The sequence below is a fragment of the Vulcanococcus sp. CPBay_Sum15L08_68 genome (assembly GCF_017855895.1).
Taxonomy (GTDB): Bacteria; Cyanobacteriota; Cyanobacteriia; order PCC-6307; family Cyanobiaceae; genus Vulcanococcus.
This window is the reverse complement of the sequence record NZ_JAFMFX010000021.1, coordinates 22773-30232: the sequence shown is the minus strand read 5'-3', so window position 1 is coordinate 30232 and position 7460 is coordinate 22773. Positions and strand designations below refer to the sequence as shown.

The 7460-nt window shown below is 63.8% G+C and carries 8 protein-coding genes; 4 read left to right on the top strand and 4 right to left on the bottom strand.

The window, feature by feature from the left end:
- Both QZ189_RS05450 and QZ189_RS05445 read left to right on the top strand, forming a co-directional pair.
- The coding region (locus QZ189_RS05450; protein ID WP_296421188.1) for a CofH family radical SAM protein at positions 1–982 on the top strand (982 nt) is incomplete at its 5' end.
- Complete coding sequence (locus QZ189_RS05445) at positions 982–2220, top strand: hypothetical protein (protein WP_296421185.1); 1239 nt, start codon at positions 982–984, stop codon at positions 2218–2220. The genes QZ189_RS05450 and QZ189_RS05445, both read left to right, overlap by 1 nt.
- Here the strand turns inward: QZ189_RS05445 and psb29 are convergent.
- Positions 2217–2897 carry a photosystem II biogenesis protein Psp29 gene (gene psb29 / locus QZ189_RS05440; protein WP_296421183.1) on the bottom strand — a complete coding sequence of 227 codons (681 nt, stop codon included), beginning with the start codon at positions 2895–2897 and terminating at the stop codon, positions 2217–2219. The genes QZ189_RS05445 and psb29 overlap by 4 nt on opposite strands.
- Positions 2898–2999: 102 nt before the next feature.
- Here psb29 and clpP point away from each other — a divergent pair, with 102 nt between their 5' ends.
- Both clpP and QZ189_RS05430 read left to right on the top strand, forming a co-directional pair.
- On the top strand, positions 3000–3590 hold the full coding sequence (gene clpP, locus QZ189_RS05435) for an ATP-dependent Clp endopeptidase proteolytic subunit ClpP (protein ID WP_010317246.1): 591 nt from the start codon (positions 3000–3002) through the stop codon (positions 3588–3590).
- 15 nt (positions 3591–3605) lie between these two features.
- A complete protein-coding gene (locus tag QZ189_RS05430; RefSeq protein WP_247478651.1) occupies positions 3606–3797 on the top strand; it encodes a DUF2256 domain-containing protein in 192 nt (63 codons plus the stop codon).
- 25 nt (positions 3798–3822) lie between these two features.
- On the opposite strand, the gene ftsH is transcribed toward QZ189_RS05430, so the two are convergent.
- From ftsH to QZ189_RS05415, 3 genes are all read right to left on the bottom strand, one after another.
- On the bottom strand, positions 3823–5760 hold the full coding sequence (gene ftsH, locus QZ189_RS05425; RefSeq protein WP_010317244.1) for an ATP-dependent zinc metalloprotease FtsH: 1938 nt from the start codon (positions 5758–5760) through the stop codon (positions 3823–3825).
- 111 nt (positions 5761–5871) lie between these two features.
- The gene (locus QZ189_RS05420) at positions 5872–6123 is read right to left on the bottom strand and encodes a DUF1830 domain-containing protein (RefSeq protein WP_296421180.1); all 252 of its coding nucleotides are present in this window, start codon (positions 6121–6123) and stop codon (positions 5872–5874) included.
- Positions 6124–6229: 106 nt separating this feature from the next.
- Positions 6230–7459 carry an ABC transporter permease gene (locus QZ189_RS05415; protein WP_247478647.1) on the bottom strand — a complete coding sequence of 410 codons (1230 nt, stop codon included), beginning with the start codon at positions 7457–7459 and terminating at the stop codon, positions 6230–6232.
- Between the last annotated feature and the right edge of the window lies 1 nt (position 7460).

Sequence of the window (7460 nt, the reverse complement as noted above, 5' to 3'; positions counted from 1 at the left end):
TGGAGAGACGGTCACCTACGTGGTGAACCGGAATCTCAACTTCACCAACCACTGCGTTCAACACTGCAGCTTTTGCGCCTTTCGCCGTGATGCCGGCGCTCCAGGCGCCTACTGGCATGACCTGGAGCTGCTTCGCAGCAAGGCCGCTGAGGCCGCAGCCCTTGGAGCGACAGAGCTCTGCATCCAGGGGGGATTGAATCCCGCGGCCCGCACCAACGGTTCGGCACTCCGCTACTACGTCGATTTACTTGAGGCTCTGCGGGATGCGGCCCCTGGACTGCACCTGCATGCCTTCTCCCCCCAGGAGCTGCTGTTCATTGCTGAGCAGGACGGGATCGCTTTGCAGGCTGTGCTCGAGCAACTGCGATCAGCCGGCCTGGCTTCGATCCCCGGTACCGCTGCTGAGGTCTTGAGCGATGGGGTTCGCGCCCAGCTTTGTCCAGAGAAGATCAGCGCTCGGCAGTGGTGCGCGGTGATCCTTCAGTGCCATCGCCTTGGCCTCGCCAGCACGGCCACGCTGATGGCCGGTCACATTGAGAGTGCCCGCGATCGCGCCCTTCATCTCTTGACTCTGGTGGCCCTGCAGCAGGAGGCGCTTCGGGCCGGACAGGCTGGCTTTTCTGAGTTCGTTCTGCTTCCGTTCATTGGAGCTCAAGCTCCGGCAGCCTTGCGTCATCGCGTGGGACGAGATCAACCGGATCGCCTGGAGATGTTGCGCCTCACCGCCCAGGCGCGCCTGCTGCTCGGGCCATGGTTCCGAAACCATCAGCCCAGCTGGGTGAAGCTCACCCTCGCGGGTGCCACGGAGGCACTGCGCTGGGGCTGCAATGACCTCGGTGGCACGCTGATGGAGGAGAGCATCACAAGCATGGCGGGCGCCCAGGGGGGCACCTGCCAATCGGTTCAGGCTCTTCGCTCAGCGGCGCTGACATTGGGCCGGCCCGTGCGGGAGCGCACGACTCTCTATGGAGCGGTCAGCTGATGAAGGGCCTGCGCAACAGCTTGGCAGTGACGGCCTTGCTGGTGCTGCTACCAGCCCTGGCTCTATGGCTCTTTCCGCGCGGCTCAGCCCGCGGTCTCGATCGGCTCCTTCTGGAGGCCTCGCTGTTTCAGACCCACCGTTCCCGTCCAGCCGACCCGCCACCGGCCCTGTGGACCCAGCGCCTTGGTCCCCAGGCGGCCCCGCTTTGGTCGGCTCGACCTCAGCTCTGGTGGCAATTCTGGGGAACCCACAGCTCAGCCGGTGCGGTCCTGGTGCTTGAGGTCCCCCCCAAGACGCCCCTGCCTGAGAACGCGCTCCGCTTTGAGCAGCTGACCCTGGTGGCCCCTAACCCCCTGGTGCGCAACGAACTTCAGGCGCAATTGCGCCTCGATCGCCCGTCCCTGCGCGGCCTCGAGCGGCGTTGCGCTCAGCAGCTGCAACGGGGTGATGCGGTCTATTGGAGTGCTGCTGGCCTCTCATCGCTCCTGGGTCCCTTGGCACCCCTGGCCAGCAGCCTGCAGCAGGGCTGCCTGGCCCTCAGCAGTGAGGGCAACAGGCTGCTCTGGAGCGGTGAGGCCGATGCAGCCCGCGGCAGCCTGGCGGCGGCCCCCCGCCCGGTTCCCAGAGCTCAGACGCGCGCGCTGGCGCCTCCCACGCTGCTGGCTCTGCAGGGCCCGAAGCTGGAGCTCCTGCTGCGCGGGCTGTTGAGTAGTGGCGCCTTGAAGCAGGCGCTCGCCGAGCGCTACGGCCTCAAGGCCGATGCCCTCAAGCGCTTGTCACAAAGCCCCTTTGCCCTGCGCCTCTCGGCCGTTGAACGGGGCCCCTTCCTGGCGGGCCTTCAGCTGCAGCTGCGGCTGCGGGACGGTCGTTCCTTCTGGACGGCGCGGCTGGCGGCCGTGGAGCAAGCCCTGAAGGATCAAGGTCTGGCTCCGAGCCCTGGTGACACTGATCAACGGCTCTGGAGTCGCGATGGCGTGGCCCAAGGCGGCTGGCGCTGGCTTTCGAAGCAGCAGCTGCTGCTTTTCCTTGGCCCACCGCCTGCTGCCGTTGAGGCTGAGGTCGCTGAAGGCCCCGCAAGCTGGTCTTTGCAACTCAGTCCTCGACAGTTGCAGGCCAAGGGGCTGCTTCCCTCACTGCTGCCTCTGGTGGTCCGGCGCGCCGGTCAGCTGGAGATCACGGGTGAACACCCCAGAGGCGTTGACGGGCAAACGGCCCTGAGCGGCGAACTCAAGCTTTAGTGATTGGCCTCGTGCTCGGCTGCGGCACGCTCGCGGCGACGGCGCTCGGCGGCCACGGTCTCTTCCATCAGTTCCACCGCTTGGGTCATCTTCTCGATGTTCCCGGCATAGAGGCTGAGGTCCTTGTCGACGCGGGCTTTGATCAGGCCCATGGCCTCACCGATCTCGTGGGCAGCGCTGCGTAGGGCCTGAGGATCCATCGCTTCGGCGCCCTGGGCCCGTTGAAGCAGGCTCAGGAGTCCGACGGCGACCAGTCGGGAGTAGTGGAAGTCTTCGCGCTGCACGCCGTGCAGCAGTCCGGCAATTGGCGCAGGTGCGCCTTCGCCGCGGTTGCTCAACCAGCCCTTGACCTCATCGAGGCTGTGGTGGCCCACCTGGGTGGCGGCGTCGGATGCCATTTGACGGAAGGCCGCCCCATCGAAGCCGTTGGCGCTGCAGAGGGCCTGGAACAGGGGCTCCCGCTGCGCCTCGGGCTTGTAACCGTTGGAGAAGCTGTCAAACACTTGGGTCAGACCAACGGCAAAGAGGCCATCGGCTTGGAACCCCTTCTGATGGCTCAGCAGGTGCAGTTCCACCAGGAGTTCGTCCACCAGGCGGCGATAGAGCGGCGCGATGACGTAGGGGAACGCCTGGTGAAAGGCCCGCTTGCTATCGGCAACGGTCAGGCTCGCACCCACGCTCAAACATCCATCAAGTTCAGGCGACCCTAGCTCGCTGAGAACGCTGAACAGGGCTGAACCTCAGTAGGATCCGCCCATCTGCAGAGGCCGCCCGTGACCATGATCCCGATCGTGATCGAAGAGTCGGGCCGTGGTGAGCGCGCTTTTGATATCTACTCCCGTCTGTTGCGGGAGCGCATCGTCTTCCTGGGCGAACCGGTGACCTCAGAGTCCGCCAATCGGATCGTTGCCCAACTGCTCTTCTTGGAAGCCGAGGATCCCGAGAAGGACATCTTCCTCTACATCAATTCCCCGGGCGGCTCCGTCTACGACGGCCTGGGCATCTTCGACACGATGCAGCACATCAAGCCTGATGTGCAGACCGTCTGCGTTGGTCTGGCTGCCTCGATGGGCGCCTTCCTGCTCTGCGCCGGTGCCAAGGGCAAGCGCAGCAGCCTGACCCACTCGCGGATCATGATCCACCAGCCCCTGGGCGGGGCCCAGGGCCAGGCCAGCGACATTCGCATTCAGGCCGACGAAATCCTCTATCTCAAGAAGAAGCTCAACCAGGAGCTCTCCGATCGCACCGGTCAGCCCCTGAACCGCATCGAGGACGACACCGATCGCGACTTTTTCATGTCCCCCGCCGAAGCAGTCGAGTACGGCCTGATCGACAAGGTGATCGACAAGCGCCCCGTGCGTCCTGTCTGATCGAGCGAAGGCTCCATGGCCCGCGGGCGCGGTCAACGCAGCGGAGCGGTGGGCGGCCGGGGTCGCCCGCCGAGTGAACGTCCCAGCAAAATCTGCCCTGTCTGCCAGCGCCCTTTCCAATGGCGCAAGAAATGGGCATCGGTTTGGGAGCAGGTGATTTATTGCTCCGACCGCTGCCGTCTAGACAGCAAAAAGCCCGCGGGTTGACCGCGGGCTTTGTTGTGCTTCAGCTTCAGGCCGAGGCAGCTTCGGTGCTGCTCAGCAGAGGAGAGAAGCGCTCCTTCTCGGGGACGGTGGTGAATTCGCTGACGATGGCGCGGAACTCATCGCCATCGAGGCTCTCCTTCTCAATCAGGAGCTCCACAACACGGTCCATGCAAGCCCGGTGTTCGGACACGAGCTTGACCGTTTCCTCGTAGCAGCTCTGAACGATCTTGCGCACGGATGCATCGACGCGAGCTGCGGTGGCGTCGGAGCCATCGCTGCGGGTCATCAGATCGCGGCCCAGGAAAACCTCCTGGTTGCCGGCCTCGAGCGAGCACTGACCCAGGTCACTCATGCCGAAACGGGTCACCATCTGGCGGGCGATGGAGGCGACCTGCTGAATGTCGCCGCCGGCACCGGTGGTGACTTCGGCATAGCCAAAGACCACATCCTCTGCAGCCCGGCCGCCGAGGGCACCCATGATTCGCGCCCGAAGCTGAGCACGGCTCACGAGCATCTGCTCTTCATCGGGGGAGAACCAGGTCAGGCCCTGGGCCTGTCCGCGGGGGATCAAGGTGACCTTCTGGACGGGGTCATGGGCCTTGACCAGGGTGCCCACCAGGGCATGGCCCACTTCGTGGTAGGCGATCAGTCGCTTGCTGCGGCCATCGGTGAGGGGCTTGCCCTCCATGCCGGCGATGATGCGGTCCACCGCGTCATCGATCTCGGCCAGGCCAGTGGCTTCCTTGCGGCGACGGGCCGTGAGGATGGCAGCCTCGTTGAGGAGGTTGGCGAGGTCAGCGCCAGAGAAACCGGGAGTCCGGCGAGCAATGGCCTCGAGGCTGACGTCATCGGCCAGCTTCTTGTCACGGCAGTGCACGTTCAGCACCGCCAGACGACCCTTGATGTCGGGAACGTCGACTTGAACCTGGCGGTCGAAACGGCCCGGACGCAGCAGGGCGGAGTCGAGAACGTCAGCGCGGTTGGTGGCCGCAATGATGATGATCCCGCTATTGCCCTCGAAGCCGTCCATCTCAGTGAGCAGCTGGTTGAGGGTCTGCTCCCGTTCGTCATTGCCGCCGCCAACACCGGCGCCCCGCTGACGGCCGACGGCATCGATCTCGTCGATGAAGATCAGACAGGGGCTGTTTTCCTTGGCGCGCTTGAACAGGTCGCGCACGCGGCTGGCGCCAACGCCCACGAACATCTCCACAAATTCCGAGCCGGAGAGGGAGAAGAAGGGCACGCCGGCCTCACCAGCGATGGCCTTGGCGAGCAGAGTTTTACCCGTACCAGGAGGGCCCACCAGGAGGACACCCTTGGGGATCTTTGCGCCGACAGAGGTGAAGCGCTCGGGAGTCTTCAGGAAGGTGACGACCTCCTGCAGGTCCTGCTTGGCTTCTTCAACGCCGGCGACGTCGTCAAACATCACACCGGTTTGAGCCTCCATGGCGAACCGGGCCTTGGTCTTGCCGAACTGCATGGCCTGACCGGGGCCACCGGGCATGCCGCCACCGCCACGGCGAGAGAGCAGCACCAGGCCACCGATCAGCAGCAGGGGGAAGAGCAGGTTGCCCAGCAGGCCGAGCGCTGGAGGCGCGGTGCGGGGGGGATGGATGTCAAAGCTGATGCCCTGCTCCTTGAGGTTGTTGACCAACTCAGGGGCAAGACCAGGGAGGTCAACGCGCAGGCGCTGCACGCGGTTGTCCAGGTCGGGATCAACGGCTTCAACAACGGCGGTGCGGCCACCGTCAAAGATGTCAACCGCGGTGACGCGTCCGGCATCGACGTAATCGATGAAGCGGCCGTAGCTCATCCGAGCGACAGCGGCATTCCGCGGTGCCACGGTTGTTCCCGAGGACCGGCTGACTCCACCGAAGCCGCCGCCCAGGACTTGCCAGCCGAGGAAGACAGCGACGCTGATGGGCAGAACCCAAAGAGCAATCGTGCGCCAGCGTTGATTCATGGCCGCCTGAGGTGCAGATCTGAATGTTTAACAAGTGTAAAGCGAGCGCGGCCTGTTCTGGGCAGATCTCAGGCGCGGCAGCGCTTTTTCCCTCTCATTCGAGGCTGATCATTAGGCCGATTGCGGCCAATCAAGCTCAGACACGCTGGTGAGCTCCTCCGCCAGGAACCGTTCCAGCAGTTCTGGTCCCCCTAAGGAATGGCTCCAAATCTCGACTTCAGAGGCCGGTGGTGCCTCAAACCCCAGGATCTCAACGGGGAAGACCACCCGCTCCAGGAAGAATTGATCGGGTCCAATGCAGCGCAGGATCACCATCCGATCGCTGCGGTTTTGGTACCCACACTGGAGCTGGTTCAAGACCAATTGGAATCAGAACTGTCATTGACGCCTGTTTCATCGGCCTGATTTGTCGTCGATGAGACCGGCCCTCAAGGTCGCAGGCTTCTTTCGATTTCCTTCAGGTTTGTCCCTAGAGACTGCGTAGGGCGGTGATTGGATCCAGTCGAGCCGCACGCCTGGCCGGCAGCACGCCAAAGACCAACCCAATGCTGCCGGAGAGTCCCATCGTCACCAACACACTGCTGCTGCCAATGGCAGCGGGAAGGGGTGTGACGGCCGCCACGATTGCAATGGCGGAGAGGCCCAGGCTGCTTCCAATCAATCCACCCAAGGTGGAGAGCACTAAGGCCTCAACGAGGAACTGACTCAGGACATCACTGCTGCGCGCACCGATGGCCTTGCGCAGTCCGATTTCTGAGGTCCGCTCACTGACCGAGACCAACATGATGTTCATGATCCCGATGCCGCCCACCAACAGCGAGATCGCACCGATGGCGGCGAGCATCAAGGTGAGTCCGCCGGTGATGGTGCCCACAATCGAGAGGGCATCTTTTTGCGAGCGGACAGCGAAGTCGTCCTCCCGCAGGATGTTGTGCCGCTGGCGCAGCAGATTGGTGATCTGGAATTTCGCCGCACCGGTGCTGGCCTCATCCACGGCCTCCACGCTGATGAAGTTCAGGCTCACCCCGTAGGTGGGATCCCGGCCTGAGAGCTTGCTGACCATCGTCGTCAGGGGGATGTAGGCGGCCTCGTCTTGGTTTTGGCCAAAGACAGCACCTTTCGGCGCCATCACACCAATCACTTCAAAGCCCTGATTGCGAATGCGGACGCGCTGTCCGATCGCGGAGCCAGAGGGCAAGAGTTTTTGCTTGAGGTCAGGTCCAATGACCACGACATTGCGGGCCCCTTCCATGTCCCTCTGGTCGATGAAGCGGCCCCGGGCCACTTCAAATCGCCGCACCGTTAAAAACTCTGGGCTGATGCCTGAAACGGTGGCGCTGGCACTTTTTGCGCCCGCCTGCAGTACGGCGCTGAGGGTGATCTGCGGCACCACCCTGCGAACACTCGGGACCTGCTCGGCGATGGCTTCGGCATCTTCCAAAACCAAGGTCTTGGGAAAATCAATTCCGCGGCGACGGCTGTCGTTGTTGCCCGGGACGACAAAGAGGACGTTGGCCCCCAGCGTGTTGAGCTGACCCTCGGCGAGGTTCTGGGCACCACGGCCGACACCGACCAGGGTGATGACTGAGGCATTCCCAATCACGATGCCCAGCATCGTGAGCAGAGAGCGCAGACGATTGGCCCTCAGGGTGGCCAGGGCCATCCCGACGGTCTCGCGCATAGGGAGCTTGGCGGGCATT

What these genes read in the sequence shown, in the direction of transcription:
- QZ189_RS05445 (WP_296421185.1), top strand. Translation starts at nt 982, where the DNA reads ATGAAGGGCCTGCGCAACAGCTTGGCAGTGACGGCCTTGCTGGTGCTG.
- clpP (WP_010317246.1), top strand. Translation starts at nt 3,000, where the DNA reads ATGATCCCGATCGTGATCGAAGAGTCGGGCCGTGGTGAGCGCGCTTTT.
- QZ189_RS05430 (WP_247478651.1), top strand. Translation starts at nt 3,606, where the DNA reads ATGGCCCGCGGGCGCGGTCAACGCAGCGGAGCGGTGGGCGGCCGGGGT.
- ftsH (WP_010317244.1), bottom strand. Translation starts at nt 5,760, where the DNA reads ATGAATCAACGCTGGCGCACGATTGCTCTTTGGGTTCTGCCCATCAGC.
- QZ189_RS05415 (WP_247478647.1), bottom strand. Translation starts at nt 7,459, where the DNA reads ATGCCCGCCAAGCTCCCTATGCGCGAGACCGTCGGGATGGCCCTGGCC.